Annotated in this window: 20 protein-coding genes; all 20 read right to left on the reverse strand. The window is 45.4% G+C overall.

What is annotated here, in order from left to right:
* Positions 1-241: 241 nt before the first annotated feature.
* The 20 genes from ACZYR9_RS00225 to ACZYR9_RS00320 all read right to left on the reverse strand — a co-directional run bounded on the left by ACZYR9_RS00225 (position 242) and on the right by ACZYR9_RS00320 (position 23,018).
* A complete protein-coding gene (locus tag ACZYR9_RS00225; protein WP_488976437.1) occupies positions 242-661 on the reverse strand; it encodes a MaoC family dehydratase in 420 nt (139 codons plus the stop codon).
* 117 nt (positions 662-778) lie between these two features.
* Positions 779-1,921, reverse strand: a complete 1,143-nt coding sequence (locus ACZYR9_RS00230) for an iron-containing alcohol dehydrogenase (protein WP_488976438.1) — start codon at positions 1,919-1,921, stop codon at positions 779-781.
* A 33-nt stretch (positions 1,922-1,954) separates the two neighbouring features.
* Positions 1,955-2,938 (reverse strand): substrate-binding domain-containing protein, encoded by a 984-nt coding sequence (locus ACZYR9_RS00235; protein WP_488976439.1) that lies wholly within the window; start codon positions 2,936-2,938, stop codon positions 1,955-1,957.
* Positions 2,939-2,951: 13 nt separating this feature from the next.
* Positions 2,952-3,935 carry an ABC transporter permease gene (locus tag ACZYR9_RS00240; protein WP_488976440.1) on the reverse strand — a complete coding sequence of 328 codons (984 nt, stop codon included), beginning with the start codon at positions 3,933-3,935 and terminating at the stop codon, positions 2,952-2,954.
* Positions 3,928-5,421 (reverse strand): sugar ABC transporter ATP-binding protein, encoded by a 1,494-nt coding sequence (locus ACZYR9_RS00245; protein ID WP_488976441.1) that lies wholly within the window; start codon positions 5,419-5,421, stop codon positions 3,928-3,930. Before ACZYR9_RS00245 ends, ACZYR9_RS00240 begins: the two co-directional genes overlap by 8 nt.
* A 269-nt stretch (positions 5,422-5,690) precedes the next feature.
* The gene (locus tag ACZYR9_RS00250; protein WP_488976442.1) at positions 5,691-6,104 is read right to left on the reverse strand and encodes a sensor histidine kinase; all 414 of its coding nucleotides are present in this window, start codon (positions 6,102-6,104) and stop codon (positions 5,691-5,693) included.
* Positions 5,986-7,479: a cache domain-containing sensor histidine kinase gene (locus tag ACZYR9_RS00255; RefSeq protein WP_488976443.1), complete on the reverse strand. Its 1,494-nt coding sequence runs from the start codon at positions 7,477-7,479 to the stop codon at positions 5,986-5,988. Before ACZYR9_RS00255 ends, ACZYR9_RS00250 begins: the two co-directional genes overlap by 119 nt.
* Before the next feature lie 15 nt (positions 7,480-7,494).
* Positions 7,495-8,631 carry a sugar ABC transporter substrate-binding protein gene (locus tag ACZYR9_RS00260; RefSeq protein WP_488976444.1) on the reverse strand — a complete coding sequence of 379 codons (1,137 nt, stop codon included), beginning with the start codon at positions 8,629-8,631 and terminating at the stop codon, positions 7,495-7,497.
* 265 nt (positions 8,632-8,896) lie between these two features.
* Positions 8,897-10,075 (reverse strand): NAD(P)/FAD-dependent oxidoreductase, encoded by a 1,179-nt coding sequence (locus tag ACZYR9_RS00265; RefSeq protein ID WP_488976445.1) that lies wholly within the window; start codon positions 10,073-10,075, stop codon positions 8,897-8,899.
* A 26-nt stretch (positions 10,076-10,101) separates the two neighbouring features.
* The gene (locus ACZYR9_RS00270) at positions 10,102-10,557 is read right to left on the reverse strand and encodes a helical membrane plugin domain-containing protein (RefSeq protein WP_488976446.1); all 456 of its coding nucleotides are present in this window, start codon (positions 10,555-10,557) and stop codon (positions 10,102-10,104) included.
* A 48-nt stretch (positions 10,558-10,605) separates the two neighbouring features.
* Positions 10,606-11,646 carry a LacI family DNA-binding transcriptional regulator gene (locus ACZYR9_RS00275; RefSeq protein WP_488976447.1) on the reverse strand — a complete coding sequence of 347 codons (1,041 nt, stop codon included), beginning with the start codon at positions 11,644-11,646 and terminating at the stop codon, positions 10,606-10,608.
* A 112-nt stretch (positions 11,647-11,758) separates the two neighbouring features.
* Positions 11,759-12,814, reverse strand: a complete 1,056-nt coding sequence (locus ACZYR9_RS00280) for a zinc-dependent alcohol dehydrogenase family protein (protein WP_488976448.1) — start codon at positions 12,812-12,814, stop codon at positions 11,759-11,761.
* Between the two features lie 34 nt (positions 12,815-12,848).
* Positions 12,849-14,348: an aldehyde dehydrogenase family protein gene (locus tag ACZYR9_RS00285; protein WP_488976449.1), complete on the reverse strand. Its 1,500-nt coding sequence runs from the start codon at positions 14,346-14,348 to the stop codon at positions 12,849-12,851.
* Between the two features lie 79 nt (positions 14,349-14,427).
* On the reverse strand, positions 14,428-15,570 hold the full coding sequence (locus ACZYR9_RS00290; RefSeq protein WP_488976450.1) for an iron-containing alcohol dehydrogenase: 1,143 nt from the start codon (positions 15,568-15,570) through the stop codon (positions 14,428-14,430).
* Between the two features lie 152 nt (positions 15,571-15,722).
* Positions 15,723-16,895, reverse strand: coding sequence for a sugar ABC transporter substrate-binding protein (locus ACZYR9_RS00295; protein ID WP_488976451.1), 1,173 nt, complete (start codon positions 16,893-16,895; stop codon positions 15,723-15,725).
* Between the two features lie 69 nt (positions 16,896-16,964).
* A complete protein-coding gene (locus ACZYR9_RS00300; protein WP_488976452.1) occupies positions 16,965-17,954 on the reverse strand; it encodes an ABC transporter permease in 990 nt (329 codons plus the stop codon).
* Positions 17,955-19,439: a sugar ABC transporter ATP-binding protein gene (locus tag ACZYR9_RS00305; RefSeq protein ID WP_488976453.1), complete on the reverse strand. Its 1,485-nt coding sequence runs from the start codon at positions 19,437-19,439 to the stop codon at positions 17,955-17,957.
* Between the two features lie 283 nt (positions 19,440-19,722).
* The gene (locus ACZYR9_RS00310; protein WP_488976454.1) at positions 19,723-21,294 is read right to left on the reverse strand and encodes a response regulator; all 1,572 of its coding nucleotides are present in this window, start codon (positions 21,292-21,294) and stop codon (positions 19,723-19,725) included.
* A 308-nt stretch (positions 21,295-21,602) separates the two neighbouring features.
* Complete coding sequence (locus ACZYR9_RS00315; RefSeq protein WP_488976455.1) at positions 21,603-21,749, reverse strand: hypothetical protein; 147 nt, start codon at positions 21,747-21,749, stop codon at positions 21,603-21,605.
* 306 nt (positions 21,750-22,055) lie between these two features.
* Positions 22,056-23,018 carry a tyrosine-type recombinase/integrase gene (locus tag ACZYR9_RS00320; protein WP_488976456.1) on the reverse strand — a complete coding sequence of 321 codons (963 nt, stop codon included), beginning with the start codon at positions 23,016-23,018 and terminating at the stop codon, positions 22,056-22,058.
* Between the last annotated feature and the right edge of the window lie 237 nt (positions 23,019-23,255).

Below are 23,255 nucleotides of genomic sequence, written 5' to 3' on the forward strand. Positions count from 1 at the left end.
TCTCACAGCGTGTATACAGGCAAGATGAGGAGGAGCTTTTCCTGTTCGTAAGTTGTTTATGCAGATTTCGGGTACCGTACCATGCCTCGCCGATGGCTGCGGCGTAATCAAGTAACTCGTGTGATTCATTAGTTCAACTTAGCTGCCTTTGAATCAACTTTCTTTTGAAAAAAGCGATTTACTGCTGTTATGGCCTTTTCAACGGCTTGGAGCATCGTTAAGCCCTCCGCTTCCACCCGCGCTATACCATAAATTTAAGAATATGCTTCCCGACGGCGCATAGCTCTCCTTTTTGGTTCACGATCTCAAAGCTGGAAAAGGTTTTTAAGTTTTCGTCTTCCTTTTCCTCTATGGTATACGTTACTGTAATCGTATCGCCAATAAATAAGGGCTTCATAAAACGAATTCGATCATAGCCGTAAGAAACAGCAGTCCATCCGGACTGTTCGATCATTAGCGTTGAAGCGGTAGAGGCAAAGCCAATAGACAACACGCCATGGGCTATGCGCTGCTTGTAAGGGGTATGACTCATAAACGCTTCATTCACATGATTCGCATTCAAATCGCCTGTAATTCCTGCAAACAGATAAACATCCGATTCTCCGACAGTTTTGCTGAAGGAAACCGATTGCCCTATTTCCAACGGTATTTTGCTGTTCATCTCAGCATGCCTCCTAACATTTTTCTAATGCTTACGAAAACAGGAAGAACCGTCTCCTCCAGCGGCACAGAAGCAGCCGGACAGGAGACGATTGGACACGACTTCATCACTACCGGGCTAAAGCGCAGCACGGTAGAGCATTTCTATATCCTTCACCGAATTCCGTCTTGGATTCCCTGCCCGATCCCATTGAATTAAGCAATCTTCAGCCATTTGCGGTATGGCCTCTTCCTTAACGCCTACTTCAGCTAATTTGGTCGGCAATCCCACATCCTTCATTAGTTGTCTAACCGCCTTCACTGCGCGTCCTGCAGCCTCTCTTTCACTTATTCCTTCGATATGCTCTCCCAGGGCAGCGGCAATCTCTGCGAATTTACCCGGTCTGGCAATCAGATTGAATTCCATGACATGAGGTAAAATAATCGAGTTGGCAATTCCATGATGAATAGGGAAATATCCTCCTGCCGTATTGGCCAGAGCATGAACAAGCCCTAATCCTGAATTATGGAAGCCGATCCCTGCCAGGCAAGAAGCAATGGACATCTGATAAAGAGCAGCCTTGTCACCTGCTACGGCCGGACGAAGAAAACGTCCAATCAAGCGGATCGCGTGCAGATTCAGAGCATCCGTCATCGGGGTTGCCCCTATCGCAACATATCCTTCCAGCGCATGGGTTAAGGCGTCCATGCCAGTAGCGGCGCAGACGGGCCCCGGCAATCCGCTCACCATTCTTGGATCCAGGAACGCGACAACCGGATTGATCCTCCTTGAGGCAATGACCATCTTGACATTCCGTTCATGATCCGAGATGACGGAGCCGAATGTAACCTCGCTGCCGGTTCCAACCGTAGTAGGTACGGTAATCATGGACAAGGGGTGGGTTGTAAACTTATCCAATCCTTCATAATCACGGACGGTTCCCCCATTGGTAGCCACAATGGATACCGCTTTTGCCGTATCGATCGGACTTCCCCCGCCTACTGCAATAAGAAAGTCGCATTCATTTTGCTTCAACGCATTCAATCCCTGCTCAACGTTAGCTATTGTCGGATTGCTTACTACGCCGTCATATATAAAGTAAGCGATTTGACTCTTCTCCAAGGCTGCGGTAATCATATCCAACAACCCTGTTTGACGTACCCCAGCATCTGTCACAATTAAAGCTCTTTTACCCAGAGCATGAGCCTCTTTTCCAAGCTCCTCCAAAGCGTTTTCCCCCATGATAACCCGAGTTGGTGAACAAAAGTGTAAAATAGACATATGAAAGCCTCCCGCTGAATTTATTTGGATGCGTTAATCCCGTGTTTTCACTTGATCGACATTTTCCTTGGTCACCAGCTTCGACTCTAAGACGACTTCTTTTTCTATCGTTTCTCCTTTGGCGATTCGAACCGCTGTTTTCATCCCTTCTTTGCCTAGAAAATACGGTGATTGCATTACCGTAGCCGTCAATTTTCCTTGACGAATGGAATCTAAGGCCGGATCGACCGCATCAACTCCGATAATCGCCTTCACTTGGCCCAGTCGTCCCGCAGCTTCAAGTGCGGATATGGCACCAATAGCCGACTCATCATTGGCGCAAAAGATCGCATCAATTTGAGCATGAGCCTGAAGAATATCCTCCATGACTTTTAAGCCTTTGCCTCTGTCGTAATCTGCGGCCTGTCTGGCAATGACCTTGATATCCGGATACTTTGCGATATAATCGTTGAATCCTTTTGTTCGGTCTTGTGCCGAGCTTGTGCCTATAATGCCTTGAATTTCCACCACATTCCCCTTGCCATTTAATGTCTCCGCTATGAACTTTGCCGCCATTTCACCCGCTTCGATTTGGTTATAGCCCAGGTGCGCCAACAATTTACCTCCATTGGACACACGGTCAATCGTAAAGACAGGCATGTCGGCATCATTGGCTCTGCGAACCGCTTCTACAATCGCGTCACTATCGGCTGGGTCGATCATCAACACATCCACCTTTTGCTGGAGCAGGTTTTCTATATCCGCCAGCTGTTTACCCGGATCGTTCTGCGCGTCTGTAATGACCACTTGGACTCCCGACGCTTTGGCCTGCGCTTCAACACCGCTTTTCATATCCACGAAAAATGGATTGTTTAACGTATTCAGAGAGAAACCGACCTTGACCGTCTTGTTGCTATCTTCCGGTTTATCCGTGTTGGTCTGTTGTGCATTTTGACCGCTATTGGCTTCACTGCATCCGGCTAAAGCGAAGACAAACAGAAGCAGCAGCTTCATTTGAAACGTCATTTTTTTCATCATTTGAATCTCCTTTTCACCCTGATTTTAATTTGGAAATCTTGCTGTCGATGAGTACAGCGACCAAAATCACACAGCCTTTGACAATACTTTGATAGAACGGGGATACATTGACCAAATTTAATATGTTGTCCAACACCCCCATAATCAGGGCGCCGATTAAGGTCCCGACAATCCCCCCTTTCCCGCCTGCCAGACTGGTGCCTCCGATAATGACGGCGGCTATCGCATCCAGTTCAATCCCCAATCCGGCCGTAGGTTGAGCCGACATTAATCGAGATGTATAGATCATGGCTGAAACGGAGGACAGCAGCCCCGCTATTCCGAACACGGCTACCTTGATCAGATTTACAGGAATCCCTGCCAAACGGGCCGCTTCTTCATTGCCGCCGATGGCATAGATGTAACGCCCAAAACTGGTATTTCGCAGTCCCCAATACATGATGAGATAAAGAACTACCATAATGAGGATAGGAATGGGGATTCCCGCTAACTTGCCATTTCCGATATAGCGAAAGGCTTCATGATTGACAGCTAGAGGATATCCGTTTGTATAGAGAAGAGTAAGCCCCCTGGCTATGACCATAACCGCAAGCGTAGCAATGAAGGATGGAACACCGCCTTTAGCCACGATCAATCCATTAAACAGTCCCAATACCAACCCGACGGCTAAAGCAGCCAAGACCGCAACGCCAAAAGGCATTCCTGCCGTCATGACGCCGGCGGCTATCGCTCCGGAAAATGCCATAACGGAACCGACAGACAAATCTATGCCGGCGATGATAATGACCAAAGTCATCCCTGCTGCGATGATGGCGGTAACCGAAACCTGTCTTAATACATTTAAAAGATTACTGGCAGTAAAAAAATTGTCCGACAGTACCGCGGCTATAGCGATAATCAACAAAAAAATCAATACGACTCTGTACTTACCTAATAAAGCTATCCATTTGACTTTGGGTTTAGATCCGTTACGCATTAGAGCCGTTTCATTATTCATGGATTTGTCCTCCCGATGCGTAAATAAATACTTTTTCTTGTGTGGCGTCCTGGATTGCCATAACACCTGCGATCCGTCCCTCGTGCATCACCATAATCCTATGGCTTAAGCCCAGCAATTCCGGCATCTCAGAGGAAATTAACAGAATAGATATCCCTTGTTCCGTCAGATTTTTTATCATCTGATAAATCTCCGTTTTGGCGCCCACATCTATGCCTCTCGTCGGTTCGTTCATAATAAGCAGCTGCGGATTCATTTGCAGCCATTTCCCCAGCACAACCTTTTGCTGATTCCCGCCGCTTAGATTTTTCACTTCTACGTCCGTATGATGTACTTTGATTTTTAGATGGCGGACCCATTTATCCAAAATCGGGAGTTGACGGGATTTGAACAATATTCCGTATTTGGATATTCTCCTCAACGCAGGAAGCAATAAATTGGCCGCTACCGACAAATTTAATATCAGTCCTTCCTGTTTTCGGTCATCCGTAACCAAAGCGACTCCGGCATCGATCGCCTCTCTTGGGGATTTAATCGATTTGGCATTCATTTCGACCAAACCTTTCATTTCCTTATAGAGACCGAATAATGCTCTGGATAACTCCGTCTTCCCTGAACCCATCAAACCGGCAACTCCGAGCACCTCCCCCTTTCTGACCTGGAATGAAATATCATGTAAAACTCCTTCGACTGTGAGCGCTTTGACTTGAAGCACAATTTCTTCCCTAACCTTGGTTCTTTCCGGGAATAACTCCATTATGTCGCGTCCTACCATCATCTTGATGATCTCGTCCTTTGATAAACCCCTCGCTTTCGCCGTGCCTATGTACTTGCCATCCCTGATGACCGTGATCCGGTCGGCAGCTTGTTCCACCTCCTCCAAACGATGAGTAATGAAAATAATGCCCATCCCGTCATCCCTTAGCTCCCTCATGATTTTCAGAAGTTTTCTTGTATCTTCATCATTCAGAGCGGCCGTAGGTTCATCCATAATAATGATTTTCGAAGCATAGGACAAAGCTTTAGCAATCTCTACGAGCTGCTGCTCTGCCACTGATAATTCAGACACCCACGTCCTTGAGGAGATCGATTCAAGCCCTACCCGCTCAAGCAGCTGCCCCGTTTGCCGATGCAGTTCCTTCCAGTCGATGACCCCTCTGACTTTAATAGGTTCCCTTCCAAGAAATATATTCTCAGCAATGCTAAGGTAAGGGATCAGATTGAATTCTTGATAAATAATACTGATACCCAAATGCTGAGAATGCTTGGGTCCCTCAATGACTACGTGCTCACCTTCAAGAATCACTTCACCCTGGTCCGGCTGATAAACTCCGGCTAAAATTTTCATTAATGTAGATTTGCCGGCGCCATTCTCACCTAATAGTGCGAGAATTTCCGAACGGTGTACCTCGATGTTTACCCCATCCAACGCTTTAACACCCGGAAACCATTTCGTTACATTCTTCATTTGTAATAAAGGCGGCACGAGAATTCTCCTTTCTGAGCACCTGTTGGAGGTAAAGGGTAACAAGGCGATGGAAATAAAAGCGCTTTCTTTAATGCAATGATAAGAAATCCGACAGGGGAATAAAAGTAGACATTCTTTCTAAATGAGTATACTTTTTTATTCAATCCATTCATTCCATCCAAACAAAAAAGCCCGGTCCCCCTTTTTCTCCTTCTTATAACCTGAGAAGTAGAAAAATCGCGGTATCCATGGCTTGTTTCGTAAGAGTATACCCTTTGATTGGATGGTTATAATGAAACGCTCATATTCTCTGCTGTTTGCTTGGGTACATAAGGCAGACGGATGGTGATCGTCGTACCGCTGCCTAATTCGCTGTTAACCGACAGTCCGTAGGCTTCGCCAAAATACAGCTTGATTTTATCATTCACATTTTTGATCCCGATGCCGCTGGAATTTTTTGTTTTTTCCTTCGGATTCAAAATATGATATACGGTTTCTTCAGACATACCTCCACCATTGTCCTCTACTTTAATTTCAATCCTTTGTTCCTTTTGGTCAGCGCTTATCGTGATGATCCCCTCCTTACCCGAAAAAGCGTGAAAGCACTGCGTTCTCAACCAACGGCTGTAAAATAAACCTTGGGACCATAGCGGTAAACAGGCTCGGTTGAATCTGGTATGTAAACTGAAATTGTTCGCCAAAACGATGCTTTTGAATCTTCACATAATAGGACAGCATTTCCAATTCCTCTTCGAGCATGTGCAAATAACTGCTTGAATTTAGACTTGCACGGAGCAGTTTGATCAAATCGGTTAACATTTCGCTGATGTTCGGGACTTTATGAAGCTTGGCAAGCCATTGAACGGAATTTAATGTGTTATACAAAAAATGAGGGTTAATTTGGTATTGAAGGGATTGCATCTCAATATGCTTCTTTTTCCTTTCCTTTTCGGCGTTGCTTTCGATCAGCGTTTTGATTTCCTCCACCATTTGATTGAAGCTCCGGCTCAAATCCCCGATTTCGTCTTCGGTATCTACAGAGGAACGGATATTAAAATTGCCCTGCTTCACCTCTCTCATGTCCTTTTGCAGCTGTCGGAGAGGTTTAATAAATCTGTCGGATAAGGTCCACCCTAACAGGATCGAGATGATTAAGAAAATAGCCAGCAGCCAAAGGACAATCTTCCTGATGTCGGCAAAGCTTTGTTCGATTTGATCATTAGGAATTAAGGCGGCTACCTTCCATCCGCTGAAAAAGTTGATATCATAAATAAAGCTGTTATTATCATGCAGCTTTTCAATAAAACTCGTATTGGTGATATACCTTTGATTGCTTCCTTGCGCATCATGAAATAATGACTGATCCGTGCTGTAAATGATATAACCGTTCTTATCGATCAACACGAGCGTACCCAAGCTTTTTAAATTTGCGTTTAGAAAAAGACGATCCAAGATGTCCTGTTTCATATCGATAACCACCGTAGCTATAACATCGGACCTAGGCAAAATGATGGGATAAACCAACGAAATGACTTGTCCGGATTTCGGTTCGTTCAAGGAATAATCACTGGAGTGAGGGCCGATCCACGATTTTTCCCCTGCACGGTATGCAGCATTTCTGTACCATTCTTTGGAGGTCAGCAGGCTTGTATCGATATCGACCGCTGTCGTATACGATTTTTCATCGGTAATGACATGAATTTCATCAAAAAATGTGCGGTTATTTTTTAATGCCTTCAAAAGCTCGCTCAGACCCTCTTGATCCAAGTCATGACTCGAGCTTTGCGCATGGGATCGTTGTCCGTTCCTATTTTCTTTTTCCATTATGGAAAATAATTGATAATACACAATGCGAGACATGAGCTCCATATCTTTCAAATGATAGTTAATATTTTCGTTTAACTGGTTGACCGCACTTTGAGCGAACTCAAGCACTTGACCCTTAACGATTTTTTGGGATTTTTGGTAAGGAATAATACCTACCAGTAAAATAGGAAGCATGCTGATGAGAATAAACCATAATAGTAGACGGAACTTAATACTCCTTCGCAGAAAAGTGAGGAAAATTCGAATCATGCCGTACCCATCCCCTTATAGATATTTAATGCCCCAATCGTTAAATGCGATATTTCCCCATAGACGTTTATCCTTAATATTTTTCTTGTTTAGCTCAAAAGGGGGTAAAACCATGCTTGGTCCTGTGGGACTGCCGATAATTTTTGCCTTTTCCCAATAGTATTTGCTGTTCGAATATTCTCCCAGCGGAACCTTCAGCCCTTTCAGCGAATAATTGTCCAGCATTTCCACACAGATTTCACCGTATGCGATAGGGTCTTGGGAAATGGAGGCGTCCAGAATCTCTTCGTTAATCCATTCATGAGCAATAGGCTCGCCATCAATCGTAACAAAAATAACATGCCGGTCGGATCCTACGGGATGAAGCAATCCTCTTTCCTTCAACGCTTGATAAGTACCGCGGGCTGGAGTTTCGGATGCTACATGTACCGCATCAAGATCAGGATATTTTTGGAGCGTGTAAATGCTAGCACGATGTGCATTGGTCATGTCACCCTCTGTCGGTATGCTAAGAAGGGTGATCTTTTCATATTTGCTTACTTCCGTCTCAAAGCCTTCCTTCCGGAGCTGAAAGGCCAACGCCTTTAAAGGGCCATAGCAATTCAATATGATCCCGCGGGGTTCTCCATATTTGACGGTCAACCCTTCAATCACTTTTTGCGCAGCCATTTGTCCCGCTTTATAATTATCAACCGTTACGGTAATGGCCACGTCCCCGCTGGATATGGGGTTATCGATAATGCCGACCGGTATCCCGTGGCTGTTCGCTCTTTCAATCGAATTGGTAAAGCCTTCGCTATTGACGGGGTCGTTGATAATAGCGAGAGGCTTTTGGGATAGGGAGTCTTCGAATTGAACGAATTGTTTGCCCGGGTCCATATCAGCGATCGTCGCTTTAAATCCCCACCCCCTTGCCTCAACGGCACGGTTGATCGCTTCCTGCTGGATTACGAAAAAATAATATCCTAGACTTTTATTGGAGTAGGCTACAAATCCATTAGGTTTGTTTTGGAAGCTCGATATGTTTATGGCCGGTTGATCCTCCTTTGAACAAGAAAGAAGGACATGGCTTCCGAGAGCAAGTCCCATGCCGGTTATCCCCCATCTAGCCATTTGTGCCAAAAAATCTCTACGGCTGATTTTCCTACTCATGAAACCCATCCCCCTTTTCCACTAATAATATCGCATTCATTACCGATTCTATTTAATATTACCATAATTGTGAATAGGATTTTTGATTTACATCTTCCGGGCTTGAGCTGATTAACTTGCATCTGAAATAATAAAAGGCCAGCCAAAGCATCATTTTGGCTAGCCTTTCCTTCATTTTTCTTCTGTTTTTAATTTCGGGAATGTTCCACAATCACACCCGTATCCAATAATTTTTCAATGACATCCTTAAAAGGCTTTAATTCATTTAATAAGCTAATGAAAAAAGACCCTTGATATGAGTCAAATACCGGATATGGCTGGCATCCTTCATAAACGAAGCAGGCACTCCCATTAATCGCATCTGGCTTTCACCCACCGTACCTATGGCGTCTTTTCTTCCAAGGCTGGCTAATGTGCCGGAGAAAACCGGTTTGAACTCCCGCATCGGCAGTCCCCGGATGGAAGCAAAGATATTATGTCCAACGGTTTCGCCCATCTGCCAGGCCAATTGTGCGGTCGGAGGGTACGGTCTTCCATCCGGGTTCATCACAACGGCACTGTCACCGGCCAAAAATACATCCGGATGCGAGGTAGACTGCAAAAATTCAGTGACCATGGCGCGACCGCGGTTCACTTCAATTCCCGAAGAGCCCACGACAGCATTGCCCTGCACCCCGCCCGTCCAAACCAGCGTCTTCGTTTCGATTTTGGTGCCGTCTTTGAGAGTTACGGTGGTTTCTTTCAGTTCCGTGATGGGAATTCCGGTTATAAATTGGACCCCGCGCTTTTGAAGACTGATTTGTGCACGCTCCACCAGCTCCGGAGCAAAGCCCGGAAGAATGGTCGGAAACGCCTCTACGCAATACAAAGAAATGTCTTGAAGGTTTACACCGTGCCTAACGCACAGCTCAGGAAGAATATCGGCCAATTCTCCTACCAGTTCCACACCGGTCAGCCCGCCGCCGCCAACCACAAACGTAGCGTCAGCTTTGTCCTTCGTTTGTGCGTATTCCTTAATCCGGTCTGTTATGTGTGCACGCAGCCGGTTCGCATCACTCACCGACTTTAGAATAAAGCTATGCTCCTGCAAACCCGGTATCCCGAAAAAGGCGGTTTCGCTGCCTAATGCAATGACCAGCAAGTCATAGCTCAAGGAAGTGCCCCCGGACAAATAGACCCTTTTCTCTTCCGGCGCGATCTTTTTCACATTGTCGATTCGAATGTCAATCGCTTTGCCCCGCAGCAGCCTATCGAGCGGCAGCGCGACCGCTCTTTCCGACAAGTTTCCCGCAGCCAAACGGTGCAGCTCCGTAATGATTTGATGAGTAGAAAAGCGATTTACAACCGTAATCGAAGCTTCTTCAGCCTGCATGAAATTCCGTAGTGTGGTCGCACTCAATAAACCGCCGTATCCGCCACCCAGGATCAAAATTTGCTTTACCATCCTTATCCTCCATTCTGATCATAAGCCTATGGTTTAAGCTTGTTTCTGCGTTCAGACAAGACGGCTAAGAAGGCTTGAGCAAAACGCAGCATGTGTTGGACCTCGGGGTCCTTAAGCATTCTCAGGATGCCAAACAGACCGATGGTATTCGCATCCATTTGTGCCCGATCACTGGCTTCAACGGCCGCAGAAGCGATATCCTTTACTTTTGTATGAATCGGATGAATGAACTCCTCCATCCCGCTCCTAAAATCCTCAAGCAAGATCCGGTCGCCTGCAACCGATTGTATGACCTCATAGGCTTTCGTGAGATGGGTAATCATTTCGGCTAACCTCGGCAGATGTTCAACCAGAACCGTTAATGATTCTTGAACCTCCGGCTGCATCAAATAATCAAGCACGTCCACTTGCGCCTTCATTCCAGCTGCTTGGCTTTTGTTCTGTTGAGATGCGGTTACCGTCTGCTCATCTGTTTTTAACATAGGAATATGTCCTTCCTTTCAGCGATGTACTGAAGCCTTCATTAAAATTTAAAAAGGCCACTTGATTTTCCTGTTGCTGCCGCAAGTGATTCTTTTGACCAAATTAGGCTTTAATACAATCTGAAACGTACCGCTTGTATATTCCGGATTATCTATTCTCTGCATTAATCGCTCTATAGCCAATGTAGCCATTTCTTCCTTTCTTTGTTCAACCGTAGTAAGCTGAATAAAACCGAGTGAAGCCAAATCTATGTTATCAAAGCCTACGACGGCGATATCAACAGGAATGCGGTATCCGTTATCGCTTAAATAACCCAATGCGATCAACGCCATCCAGTCCATCGTGGTGAAAATAGCCGTAGGCTTATATCGAGATCCCATCATCAATTGAATGCTCCTAGGAATATCCTGGACAGCTTTCTGATAGTTGATTTCATGTATCCATTCTTCTCTGACCGATAAATTGTACTTATTCATAGCTTCCATATAACCCTGAACTCTTTCGTAGCTTGTGGACATCGTAGTAGAGCCATGCAAAAAGCCTATACGGGTATGACCTGATTCAATTAAGTGTTGAACCGCTTGAAAAGCACCATTCTTATTGTCTAACACAACATAATCGAATTTGTTCGAATCTAATCGTTTATTATAAAGAACACAGGGTACCTGCTCTTCAAGTAAGTCCAACAGCTTATCATCGTGTCTTCGGATGGACCCAATAATAATGCCATCCACCCTTCTTTGCATTAAAAAGGTAATAAACTCTTCCTGCTTCTTGGGATCATCATCATCCCCGGTACAGCATAAAGTGACATGGGTATGATGCTTATTGGCAATGGACGTGATCAGCTGAGCCGTTTCCGCATAAAACGGGTTGCTTAATGAACCTACGATCAAACCAATATTGCCGCTTCTTTTTTTTACCATACTTCTCGCGATCAAATCCGGTTGATATCCCGACTTTTTCAAAATCTCGATCACTTTGCTTCGAGTTTTGGGACTTACATGAGGATGATTATTAATGACTCGGGAAACGGTAGCCGTAGAGACATTGGCTTCTCTAGCAATATCGATTATGGTTTGAGTCAACTCATCTCCCCCCTTGCCCACTTAAGATTTTCAACGTCAGTTGTGCAAAAGACCGGAAAATGTCCGGTCTTTTGCACCGATTTACATTCATACGATGGATGAATATTCCGATTTACCAACGATCAATCACGGTAACTCCGACCGTATTAAAATTCGTCATGGATTCAATGACGCTGGAAGCCTCTTCAATAGGTACGGTTTTCGTAATCATTTTCCCCGGATCCAATTTTCCGCTCTCGATCATTTCCAGCATATAAGGGAACCTGAAGGACGGCATACCCAAGGAGGCAATGAGTGTAATTTCTTTTTGAACCATGACGTCAATAGGGAACGGCACTGCACCGTCTCCATCTCCGGTTGTCGTCAAACCGATTTGCAGCTGACGTCCCCCTTTTCTCAGGCTTTTAAATGCATTCAAGCAGGTCAAAGGAAGCCCCAAAGCATCGAGCGAAACCTGAGCGCCGCCTTTCGTAATTTCGTGAATCTCGCCGATGGCATCTTTTTCTTTTCCGTTAATGGTAAAGGCTGCACCCATTTGTTTCGCCAGTTCAAGCGATTCATCCTTAATATCGACGGCGATGACATTGGCCCCCATCGCGGTTGCAATATGAATGGCGGAAAGGCCGATTCCTCCGCAGCCATGAACAGCAAGCCATTCGCCTGGTTTTACTTGAGCGCGTCCGGTAATCCCGTGAAAAGCGGTCATGAAACGGCAGCCTAATCCCGCCCCTGTCGTAAAGGGAATGTTATCCGGTAAATGAACGAGATTGAGATCGGCCCCGGGAATATGAACATACTTGCCGTAACCGCCCCAAAAATTCCATCCGGCTTGAAGCTGGTTTTCACAAATATTCGATCGCCCGGAGCGGCAATTGTTGCAGGTACCATCACCATTGCAAAAAGGGATAATGACTCTTTCCCCTTTTTTGAATAGTTTTACATCTTTGCCGACTTCCTCAATCACACCGCAGAACTCATGCCCCATGATATGAGGCAGCTCCATGCTCAGGCCCCACATTTCACCGTCTCCTACCCATCCATGCCAATCGCTGCGGCAGATTCCTTCCGCTTCCACCCGGATAATCACACCGTCGGTTGTAAGTGTAGGATCCGGCATTTCCATTACTTTTAACGGTTTGTTGAATTCCACAAGCACGGCTGCTTTCATATTCACATGTCTCCTTTGGAATTTATTTTTTCACTTATTCGCTGCGGTAATAGGGAGCGCGCTTGCCTACTTGAAATTGAATCGTTTTTACTTCCGTAAATTCATCGAGCCCCGCTGTCCCCATCTCCCGGCCGGTTCCGCTTGCTTTATATCCGCCAAACGGTAAATTCGGTGCCGTATGGATCATCGTATTGACCCACACCGTTCCGCTCCGCAACGCGCGCGAAACGATCATGGATTTATCCAAATCCTTCGTCCAAAGCGCACTCGCCAAGCCGTAGCTGGTATCATTGGCGATCTCAATCGCCTCTTCCACCGTGCTAAAGCGGGTAACGCTCAATACCGGACCGAATACTTCTTCCTGATAAATCCGCATATTCGATTTCACACCGTCAAAGATCGTCGGAGCAACGAAGCAGCCCTTATCACATTCGGAATCGCTGACCTGCTGCCCGCCGGTTAAAAGCTGAGCGCCTTCCTCTTTGGCCGATTCAATATAGCTCAACACTTTATGCAGATGCCCCTCATGGATTAGTGCCCCGATATCGGTATCCTCATCCAAAGGATTGCCCACCTTCAATTGTTGAGAGCGTTCAACCAAGCGTTTCAGAAACCGATCCGCTATTTTGTCTTCAATCAACAAGCGGGAGCCGGCGCAGCATACCTCACCCTGATTAAAATAAATCCCAAACAGAGTACCATCGATCGCATCGTCCAAATCTGCGTCAGCAAATACAATATTGGCGCCCTTCCCGCCTAATTCGAGCGAAACCCGTTTCAGGTTTCCTGCCGAACCGTTAATAATCTTGCGTCCCGTGGCTGTCGATCCGGTGAACGAGATAAAATCGACATCAGAGCTGTCTACAATGGCCTGACCCACCTGGCCGCCTAATCCGGTTACCAGATTAATGACGCCTGCAGGCACGCCTGCCTCCTCCGCCAGCCGGACAACCTCCAAGGCCGTGCCTGAGGTGAACTCCGACGGTTTAATGACAACGGTGCAGCCGGCAGCCAACGCATAAGGCAGCTTTTGGCATAATACGACCAGCGGGAAGTTCCACGGAACTATGAGTCCCGCCACACCTACGGGTTCACGAACGACCATAGCGGTGAACGTTTCACCCATATTATTGTAGGATTCGCCATGCAACTGCTGCGCCATGCCCGCAGCATATTCTACCAAAGCAATAGCGGTATCCATATCCCCTCTGGCCATCCGGATCGTCTTGCCGACTTCTTCCGCTTCGATCATAGCCAAATGCTCCTTATGAGCCCTCATCTTTTCGGCCAGCCGGTACAGAATCCGGCCCCGTTCAGACCCGGTCATGCGGGGCCATGGTCCCTTATCAAACGCCGCCCTGGCTGCCGCAATAGCCCTCTTGGCATCCTCCTCATTACCTGCGGCATACTCCGCCACAACTTGACCGGTCGCCGGGCTTTGCCGGGAGATCATCTCACCTGAAAGTGAATCGACCCATTCCCCGTTAATCCAATTCTGATAACGGCGTGCTGCTGCTTTCACATTCGCGCTCATTTGTTTTCCTCCTTTTTGAATATAAAGTACCTTGCTGGTCAGCTTCCTTATTTATCAATCAGAGGTGTATTTAAGCTTCTTAAAGTGCCGCTTTATACAATGCCTCCAGATCTTTGACTGAATTACGGCGCGGGTTGGGCGGACGATCGATAGCCTCCAAGGCTTCCTGCGCCATTTGCGGAACCGCATCCGCTTTTACACCTACCTCAGATAGCGACGCCGGCAAGCCCACATCCTTCATTAACTGCCGGACGGCGCTGATCGAACGCTCCGCAGCTGCGCGCTCGCTCAGGCCCTCGATATGTTCACCGAGTGCGGCAGCGATATCAACGAATTTACGCGGATTCGAGATGAGGTTGAATTCCATCACATGAGGAAGAATAATCGAATTAGCCACTCCATGATGGATCGGGAAATGCCCTCCGGCGGTATTGGCCAGCGCATGAACTAAACCAAGTCCCGAATTATGAAAAGCAATTCCTGCGATACAAGAGGCAATGAGCATTTGATAAAGAGCTTCTTTATCACCCGCGACTGCCGGCCGCAAATATTGCCCGACCATGCTGATCGCTTTGATATGAAGCCCATCGGTCATCGGATTGGCATTCAGTGACACATATCCTTCAATGGCATGGGTCAGTGCATCCATTCCCGTAGCCGCACATACAGGACCTGGCAATCCGCTAACCATTCTGGGATCCAAAAAAGCGGCCACCGGGTTAATCTTTCTGGAAACGATAACGAATTTCGCTTTGCGTTCAGGATCCGAGATCACGGAAGCAAACGTCGCTTCACTTCCCGTACCGACTGTCGTCGGAACCGTAAATACCGGAAGGGCGTGATTCTCGAACTTATCGACCCCTTCGTAGTCGCGAATGGATCCTCCGTTCGTTGCTACGATGGCGATAGCCTTCGCCGTATCGATCGGACTTCCGCCACCGACGGCTACCAAGGTGTCGCATTGATTTTGCTGCAGCATCTGCAGGCCCTGCTCTACATTGCCCACATTAGGGTTGCTGACAACTTCATCATATACGACAAACGGGATTTCAGAACGATTCAATGAGGAAGTAACCCAATCTAAAAGACCTGCTTGACGTACCCCTTTATCCGTCACGATAAGTACTCGTTTACCGAGGCATCTAACCTCCTCACCAAGCTGGTCTACAGCCGTATGACTCATGATGACCCGTGTTACCGAGCAAAACTGCAATGCTGACATGTTGGTTCCTCCCTGAATATCAATATGTTTTTTTTGCCCGCGTATTCCGGTTTTCCCCTCTACGCTTTGAAGCTGCAGGACAAACGCGGGCAAAATGCGGCCTTGATGAAATAAAAGCGTTCTCAAAATGCTTTCACATGAAGCAAGTTTGTTTATTTAATAAGCTTTGGAATAAACTCTTCGTAGGTTTTGTAAACTTCCTTCTTTCCTTTTTCGAGAGCAAAGAAAGGGTCGTCTACGCGATCCATCGTATCTTTCGTGATCATAACGGGCGGAATCAGAACCGCATACGGAAGGTCGGATTTCTTTCCATTGAGTATGGCAGCTGCAGCTTGGTACGCCACGGCTCCGATAATATGCGGCGAACGATCGTTGGTTCCATACATTTTGCCTTGCTTCACCGCTTCTAATGCGTCTTTATCGCCATCTCCGCCGATGACAATAATCTCGCTGCTCCGTCCAGCCGCTTCAATGGCCGGAATGATCCCTAAGGCCATCGTATCGTTATGGGCAAAAACGGCTTGAATCGTCCCTTTAGGGTTGGCATTTAAGATATCCTGCATAACAGAGAACGCTTTATCGCGAAGGTAATTTCCTGACTGCTCCGCTACTACCTTAACACCGGCGCCTTTCTCCGCGATGACGTCACGGAAGCCTTTAGCATTGTCATTGGCATGAGATACGCCAGGCTGTCCTGTCACATGAACCACGTTGCCTTTCCCGCCGAGATATTCTAAGATCGTTTCCGTTGCGTTTCTTCCTTCCTGATAATCGTTGCCTAATACTTGCACCACTTGTTTATCATCGAAAGCACGGTCCATGACGACGACAGGTATGCCGGCATTATGCAGTTTATCCAAGGCTCCCTTTTGGGCCCGCGGATTCGCCGCATTAAAGATGACCACATCCACTTTTTGCGTGATAAAGTTGTCGACCGCTGCAGCCTGTTTATTGATATCGTTCTCACCGTTTTCGAAAATCAGTTTGTTTCCATCCGCTTCGGCTTGTATTTTTACAAAATCCCTCATGACTTGGAATACCGGGAATTCTAACGAAGCTACCGTCATTCCGATCTTCAAGCCCTTCTTCTCCGTGTGAAGAATGCCCATTCCCGGAATTTCTCCCAATTTGAATACATCCTCTGCCGTTACAGGCTTCCCGTTAAAATTCACGGTAGAACGGTTATGATTAGCGCCACCGTTATCGTTTGACGAATCCGATGAGCCGTTGGCGACCGTACCTGCACCATTCCCTCCGCATGCCGCCAGCATCAACACTAAAGTAAAAATAACCGCCATGATTAAGCCTTTTTGAACCCTCTTCATCACAGAACCTCCCAAAATAGTTTTTTAAATTTTTTTCATCTGCCTTAAGCTGTGTCTCCTCATGCATGATTATCTTTTCTGTCTTGTATAACTGTCGATAATGACAGCCACAATGACCAATAATCCTTTTACGATAAACTGCCAAAATGTAGACACTCCCATCAGATTCAACCCGTTATTCAATACACCCATCATGATGATTCCGAATATCGTACCTCCAATCCCTCCAATACCGCCAGAAAGCGCCGTACCTCCAATGACCACGGCTGCGATAGCATCCAATTCATAACCCTGTCCGATCGACGGAACCCCGGAATTAAATTTAGAGGCCATCACATAACCCGTGAAGCCGGCCAAAAAACCGGATAGCGTATAGATCATGGTTTTGTAGTAATTGACTCGGATTCCGGCCAATCGCGCTGCTTCTTCGTTTCCGCCGATCGCGTAGGTGTACTCTCCGAACTTGGTCTTTTTTAGAATGATCAGAGCTAATATAATGAGGACGATAAATATAATGACCGGGTAAGGGATAATGCCAAGCCTTCCACTTCCCACGGTGTTAAACCCAACGGCTGAGACGGTAATCGGACTTGCATCGGATACGACCATCGCAATCCCTCTGGCAATCCCCATCGTCCCTAAAGTCACAATAAATGGCTGTAAATTAAATTTGGTAATGGTTACTCCTGTAAATAAACCGAAAAGCGTACAAATCGAAATGCCGATTACAATCGCAGGAAACATGCTCATGCCATGGCTCAAAAAACTGGTGATCAGCACACTGGATAAGGCCACCACGGATCCTACTCCCAAGTCAATTCCGCCGGCTAAAATCACAAATGTCATTGCGATAGCCAAGATCCCAATAATGGTAATCTGATCGAATACCGCTATCAAGTTATTGGTTGTCAGAAAATATTCCGACTGGTTGGAAAACAGGATAATTAAGGCCAGCAAACCAATAATCAACCCTCTGATATTACCTAATTCATTCCATTTCTTCAAAAATACATTTGATTTTTTTTGTTGTTTTTCTTCAACCGCATATCCCATTGACATTTATCGTTCCCCTTTCGTAGCTAATAACATAATGGACTCTTCTGTGGCCTCGCTGCGGTCCAGAATTCCGGCAATCATGCCGTTTCTCATGACCATCACTCTATCGCTTAGCGCTAATATTTCCGGAAGCTCTGAGGAGACCATAATGATAGAAATGCCTTGTGTGGTTAATGCTTTGAGAAGCTGATAAATTTCAGACTTCGCCCCGACATCAATACCTCTTGTCGGTTCATCAATCAGAAAGATTCGAGGGTTCATGTTTACCCACTTGGACAACGCCACCTTTTGTTGATTCCCGCCACTAAGGTTTCTTATTTTTTCGTTGATCGTAGAGGTTTTCACATTAAATTGCTTTACGCTTTCCTCCGCATTTTTTGCTCTTTTGGCATCATGGATAAAACCGAACCTGCTGAAGCTTTCAATATTCGGCAATGCATTGTTATGTTTTACAGACAGTGTGAGAACAAGTCCATTCCCTTTCCGATCCTCGGTAGCAAAAGCCAGCCCGTGTTTGATGGCTTCAATAGGCGAACGTATGTTGACTTTCTGATTATCCAAAAAGATCGAGCCCCGGTCCGCTTTACGTTGTCCGAAAAGAGTCTCCAGCAGCTCGGTTCGGCCCGAACCCATTAAGCCTGCAACTCCGAGAATCTCACCCTCCCGCAGACTAAAATCAATTCGATGCAGGACTTTATTTTCCATGCCTTCCACCTTAAATATGGTCGGAGCATGGTCTTTTATTTGTTTAGAGTAAGCATATTGGACTTCTCTGCCAACCATCATTTGGATGATTTTTTCTTCCGTTACCTCTTTGATCAATGATTCTCCCGAATTCCGCCCATCCTTCAAAACGACAATGCGATCAGCAATTTGAATAATTTCATCCAATTTGTGGGAGATATAAATGATGGATACGCCTTTTGCTTTAAAGGAGTATATAATTTTGAAAAGACGTTCGATTTCCGCCTTCGAAAGAGCCGAGGTGGGTTCATCCAATATAAGGATCTTAGCCTCACCCAAGGTAGCTTTTGCTATTTCCACCAGCTGCTTATTGGCGATGCTCAAGCTTCCGACCTTATCTTTGGCATTAAGGTTGAATCCATCTTTGTCGATGATTTCTTGGGCCATTTGAAACATTTTATTATGATTGATAAACCCCCCTCGGGCGGGTTCTTGACCAAGGAAGATATTCTCCGCCACCGTAAGATGGTTCACTAAGCTCAATTCTTGATGCACAATACGGATTCCCAAATCATAAGCTTTTCTTGGACTGCCGATGTTATCCGTTTTCCCGTCGATAACAATTTCTCCCGAATCCTGTTCATGCACCCCGCATAAAATTTTCATTAAGGTGGATTTGCCCGCTCCGTTTTCTCCCATAAGCGCGACAACTTCACCTTGTAAAACACTCAGATCAACTCTATTCAGTACTTCGATCCCGGAAAAGCTTTTGGTGATGGATTTCATGGCAACCATTGTGTTCATGGATTTTGCCTGCCTTTCTAAGTCATTCTAAAGTTCAAAAGTCAAAACCGTAAACGTATACAATCTTACTTTGAAGGAGAAGCCGCTTAGGTTTGTATGCGCTTTCTTGTATTCATAATAATTAATATAGAGATCAAGAAAAATGGATTTTATTGTTATAAAGGTGGATAATTTTTCTGTTTTTTTACAGGTGGCAGGAGATAAAATAAAAGAGTGGATTATTTTGCGTAAAGTTGTAAAATCTTTCACTTGTCCTCTAAAAAATCATAGTGACGCAAGCTAACTATAGGACCATAATATCTTTAAACGTTTTCGGAGAAACTCCCTCTATGCGTTTGAAGAGCTTGGTAAAATATTTAGGGTCTTGAATTCCTACTTTCTCCGCTACCTCATACGTTTTCAGGTCTGTTTGCCGAAACAGCTGCTTCGCTTTTTCAATTCTGAGGTGAATAAGATAGTCGATAAAGTTTTCTCCCGTTACTTTTTTAAATGAAGAGCTTAGATAGCTTTTGCTCAAGCCCACATAGCTTGATAAATCATCCAGCGTGATGTCTTTATCGTAGTTTCGTTCTATATACTCAACCGCTTTCTCGATAACCTTATTCATTCCGCCAATGAAGACCGTACGACTCTCTTCAAGAGCCTCGATTCCCTGGTAAAGAAACTCGGATAATTCAGAAATCGTCCTTATTTCTTTGACCATCTCCACATAATCAAATTTATTGCTGCCCCAATTGGTATTGACCAAATGGCCGTTCGACTGCAGAACGTCCATGATGATTCCAATCATCTCCATCGTACTTCTTTTTACATATTCTACTGAATACCGATGATGGTCAAACCCTTCGAATATCTCGCAGCATTTTTCTTTCATTTTTGACCAATTTCGAATAATAGCTAACTGTTTATAAGCTTTCCAGTCGAAATGAGCCGCTGCTTCTCCGCCTTCGGGTACGTTCATGTTTCCGGCATCGAGTATTTGGCCAAAGCCATGATAAAAGGTGTAGTATTCACTTAGCTGCTTTAAACGGAAAAAGCCGCTCCTGATTTGCCTCGGGTCAGATGATGGATAATAATAGAGATTCAGCTGATCAGTAAACGTTTTCATTTTTGCGAAGAGACGCTGTGTTAACTGATAATTCCATAGAAGGATTTTGTTCAGGCTATTTTCACCAGGCTGTTTCACGAATGCGAGAAAGGAACCCTCATCCCATCGAAAAATAAAAGCTTCTTCTCCGGCGATTTGGTAAAACAAACGTTCGGTTTCGTTCACGGACAGCATGGAATGCGATTCAAATTCCAAAAGCAGCAATCTATGCGGTTGATTGAGCCATTGCAGCCCTAAGAAAGCGGATTGCTCCTGAGAGTTTACATCATCATGTTCCATTAAAGCTCTCATGTATTTTTCACGCAGCAGCGGAAGCGATTTTTCTACCTTCCATTGAAGGCGTTCATATTCTTCTTTTTTTACATTCTCCTGTTCCCATTCCTTTCTGACCTTTCGCAGTATTTTTTCAAGTACGCCATCCTCCATATCGGTTTTAAGCACATATCCCGAGGCTCCCATTTCCAAGGCTTCCTGAACATACTTGAAGTCGTCGTAGCACGTAAGTAAAATCACTTTTATTTTCGGATAGGTTTCTCTTACTTTACGCGTTAATTCAATCCCGTCAATGCTGGGCATCCGAATATCAGTTATGACCAGATCGATGGCCTGCTCCTTCAGGATCACCAACGCATTTTGTCCATTGGCTGCTTCAGCCACAACTTCCATACCGCATTCCTTCCAATGGACGATAGCATTTAATCCGGTTCGGACGATTAGTTCATCATCCACTAACAATACCTTCATCATCAACCTTACCCCTTCCGGCTTGATAGGATAATGAAACGTAATATACACAATGCGATATCAAGCTGTATCGTACATGTACGGCAGCGCTATATGGCGGCAGTCTATTTGATCATGACATCTTCTGAGTTCAAATCAACAAAATATTTTTATTCCGCTCTCCGCTCATGTCCGGGTTGTCTTTGCAGAAATGGCCGTGCCGGCTTTCCTTCCTTCCTTCCTTCCGAGCTTTGCCACAGCCATCATTTGTCCGACATCGATCCAATGTTTAAGCTCTCATACGTGAATGAGATGCTTAGGATGGTTCAAGCTCAGTTAACTGCACTATAAAAGGTCGCTGCAATCTTGGCGAACGTTCCTTTTACCTTGATCAGTACCTCGGCTCCAAAAGCATCCGCCGCCAAAGCCGTACACCGGGCCGCTCCGTCACTGCCAATCCCTAATATGTCTGTTTCCATTCCCATCCTTATCCTATATCCCTCCTAAACGATAGATGAAATCCAACTTATCAGCATTATTTTGTACGATATTATAGAACATCGTTTCATATGCTATAGGTAAATGTTATCAGAATACTAAGAGTTGTCAATATATTGCGAGGTCCCATAAGAGCTCAAAGCCCATGATAAGGGTACTTGCGGGAAGCAGACTGATAAAGAAATTTTATCTATGTAGAAAATAAAATTACCCTGGGCGCCGCGGCTCCCGGGGTAATTTTCACTATTGTCATCATAACATGAGCAAACCTACGCGGTCATTGTGATTTACCGTTGACCTGCAAGATCAGCACTGCCTTCCCCTGCCAACTCTTTCAATAACGATACGGGAAGTCGAGGCACCATCCGGTTCATGGCTTCTTGCTTCTGTTTATCTCCTACATGGGTATAAATTTGTGTGGTTTGAATACTGGCATGCCCTAATAATTCTTGTAAGGTCCTAATATCCGTGCCGGCAATCACCTGCATAGTTGCAAAAGTATGCCGCAGCTTATGGCTGGAAAGAGATTTTCCTCTCAGCTCGCCAAACCGTTCCTTTAATTCGACAAATTGGGCTTCAGCAATCTTTTGTATCATACGGATTGATATGCGGCGGCCGAATTGGGAAACAAAAAATGCCTGTTCAGAGCTTTTCCCTGGAGAAATACGTTCATCGAGAGCCATATCCATGATCTTGACCAGCTGGTCGGGCAGCGGTAAGGCTCTCCATTTGCGTCCCTTTCCATACACGGTTAATAGTTTCGACGATCTATTGAAATCAGTGATATTCAGGCGGTGCAATTCACTGACGCGCAAGCCGGCATAGCTCATCAGAAGAAACATGGCTACATTGCGGATCTGGTATTTCCCCTGAATCGATTCTATGAATACAGATAACAGCCGCTCATCGAGATAGGAAGGGATTTGATTTTTTTCAAACCTGGATTTTTTGACTTGAAGGGCCGGATTATGCTGAGCATATTTGTATTCCATTAATGCGTTGAAAAAGGTTCGGACCGAGGACAGATACCGATTCCTTGCCGAGTCTCCCGCTCCCCCCTGACGCATTTTGGATAGAAACCGCAAAACATCAATAGCTTCCATTTCATCTAAAGATTTGGGGGCCACCGCTGCTAAAAATAACCGTACATCTCCCAAATAAGCTTTTTGCGTGCGTGGGGTAAAGCCTTGATCCTTCATCCAGATATCAAATAATTCTAACAACTCGTCATCCCAATATTCATTTGCCAATTTATTTCACTCCGCTCATCTGCTGGGCTAGTCTAGGTGTTGAGAAAAAAATCCGTCAAAAACAAAATTACGTTAAATATAGATTTAGTGTAATTAATTATGACCCTTTTTTCAAGAAAGAACGGTCATATATTGTTTTAAATTTACTAACAATTATTAAAAAACATAGACCTCGGGCTTAAACAAGACCATAACCCCGAACCCTTTGAGGACAGCCTGGAGCTGTTCCCGCCTTAT

This window comes from Paenibacillus sp. F024, from assembly GCF_057814255.1.

What these genes read in the sequence shown, in the direction of transcription:
- ACZYR9_RS00225 (WP_488976437.1), bottom strand. Translation starts at nt 661, where the DNA reads ATGAACAGCAAAATACCGTTGGAAATAGGGCAATCGGTTTCCTTCAGC.
- ACZYR9_RS00230 (WP_488976438.1), bottom strand. Translation starts at nt 1,921, where the DNA reads ATGTCTATTTTACACTTTTGTTCACCAACTCGGGTTATCATGGGGGAA.
- ACZYR9_RS00235 (WP_488976439.1), bottom strand. Translation starts at nt 2,938, where the DNA reads ATGATGAAAAAAATGACGTTTCAAATGAAGCTGCTGCTTCTGTTTGTC.
- ACZYR9_RS00240 (WP_488976440.1), bottom strand. Translation starts at nt 3,935, where the DNA reads ATGAATAATGAAACGGCTCTAATGCGTAACGGATCTAAACCCAAAGTC.
- ACZYR9_RS00255 (WP_488976443.1), bottom strand. Translation starts at nt 7,479, where the DNA reads ATGATTCGAATTTTCCTCACTTTTCTGCGAAGGAGTATTAAGTTCCGT.
- ACZYR9_RS00260 (WP_488976444.1), bottom strand. Translation starts at nt 8,631, where the DNA reads ATGAGTAGGAAAATCAGCCGTAGAGATTTTTTGGCACAAATGGCTAGA.
- ACZYR9_RS00265 (WP_488976445.1), bottom strand. Translation starts at nt 10,075, where the DNA reads ATGGTAAAGCAAATTTTGATCCTGGGTGGCGGATACGGCGGTTTATTG.
- ACZYR9_RS00270 (WP_488976446.1), bottom strand. Translation starts at nt 10,557, where the DNA reads ATGTTAAAAACAGATGAGCAGACGGTAACCGCATCTCAACAGAACAAA.
- ACZYR9_RS00280 (WP_488976448.1), bottom strand. Translation starts at nt 12,814, where the DNA reads ATGAAAGCAGCCGTGCTTGTGGAATTCAACAAACCGTTAAAAGTAATG.
- ACZYR9_RS00285 (WP_488976449.1), bottom strand. Translation starts at nt 14,348, where the DNA reads ATGAGCGCGAATGTGAAAGCAGCAGCACGCCGTTATCAGAATTGGATT.
- ACZYR9_RS00290 (WP_488976450.1), bottom strand. Translation starts at nt 15,570, where the DNA reads ATGTCAGCATTGCAGTTTTGCTCGGTAACACGGGTCATCATGAGTCAT.
- ACZYR9_RS00295 (WP_488976451.1), bottom strand. Translation starts at nt 16,895, where the DNA reads ATGAAGAGGGTTCAAAAAGGCTTAATCATGGCGGTTATTTTTACTTTA.
- ACZYR9_RS00300 (WP_488976452.1), bottom strand. Translation starts at nt 17,954, where the DNA reads ATGTCAATGGGATATGCGGTTGAAGAAAAACAACAAAAAAAATCAAAT.
- ACZYR9_RS00305 (WP_488976453.1), bottom strand. Translation starts at nt 19,439, where the DNA reads ATGAACACAATGGTTGCCATGAAATCCATCACCAAAAGCTTTTCCGGG.
- ACZYR9_RS00310 (WP_488976454.1), bottom strand. Translation starts at nt 21,294, where the DNA reads ATGATGAAGGTATTGTTAGTGGATGATGAACTAATCGTCCGAACCGGA.
- ACZYR9_RS00315 (WP_488976455.1), bottom strand. Translation starts at nt 21,749, where the DNA reads ATGGAAACAGACATATTAGGGATTGGCAGTGACGGAGCGGCCCGGTGT.